Raw genomic sequence first — 1,142 nt, forward strand, 5'->3', positions numbered from 1 at the left:
CGCTGCTGCCCGCGCTCGCGGAGAACGGCGTCACCGAGCCGTTCCCCATCCAGTCCGCCACGCTCCCCGACTCCCTCGCGGGCCGGGACGTCCTCGGCCGCGGCCGGACCGGCTCCGGCAAGACGCTCGCCTTCGGGCTGCCGCTGCTCAGCCGTACGGCGGGCCGGCGCGCGGACGCCAGGAAGCCGCTGGCCCTGGTGCTGGTGCCGACCCGCGAACTGGCCGGCCAGGTCACCGAGGCGCTCACCCCGTACGCGAAGGCCCTCGGGCTGCGCACGGCCGTGGTCGTCGGCGGCATGTCCATCAACCGGCAGATCGACGCCCTGCGGAAGGGCGCCGAGGTGCTGGTCGCCACCCCTGGCCGGCTCGCCGACCTCATCGACCGCCGCGCCTGCGCGCTCGACCAGGTCGGCATCACCGTCCTCGACGAGGCCGACCAGATGACCGACATGGGCTTCCTTCCGCAGGTCACCCGGCTGATGGAGCAGGTGGCGCCGGACGGGCAGCGGATGCTGTTCTCCGCGACGCTGGACCGCAACGTCGACAAGCTGGTGCGCCGCTTCCTCGTCGACCCGGTCACCCACTCGGTGGACCCGTCGGCCGCGACGGTGACGGCCATGGAGCACCACGTGCTGCACGTGCACGACACCGACAAGCGCGCCACCACCATCGAGATCGCCGCCCGCGAGGGACGCACGATCATGTTCGTGGACACCAAGCGCGGCGCCGACCGGCTCACCAAGTACCTGCTGGCCGCGGGCGTACGGGCGGTCGCGCTGCACGGCGGCAAGTCGCAGCCGCAGCGCACCCGGACGCTGGAGCAGTTCCGGAGCGGCAAGGCCACGGCGCTCGTCGCCACCAACGTCGCCGCCCGCGGCATCCACATCGACGGCCTCGACCTGGTGGTCAACGTCGACCCGCCGACCGAGGCGAAGGACTACCTGCACCGCGGCGGACGCACCGCGCGGGCCGGGGAGGCCGGGACCGTGGTCACCCTCGTCACGCCCGAGCAGCGGCGCGACATGTCCCGGCTGATGGCCCAGGCCCGGATCACCCCGGGCAGCGCCCGGGTGCGCCCCGGCGACCCGGAGCTGGTGCGGATCACCGGTGCCCGGCCGCCGTCCGGCGTGCCGGTCGTCGCC

Annotated in this window: 1 protein-coding gene; it reads left to right on the forward strand. The window is 74.4% G+C overall.

Annotation, left to right across the window (positions count from 1 at the left end):
• A partial coding sequence (locus tag GCU69_RS07840; RefSeq protein ID WP_156205501.1) for a DEAD/DEAH box helicase occupies positions 1 to 1,142 on the forward strand: 1,142 nt, incomplete at both ends.

The sequence above is a fragment of the Streptomyces lycii genome, assembly GCF_009735685.1.
Lineage (GTDB): Bacteria > Actinomycetota > Actinomycetes > Streptomycetales > Streptomycetaceae > Streptomyces > Streptomyces lycii.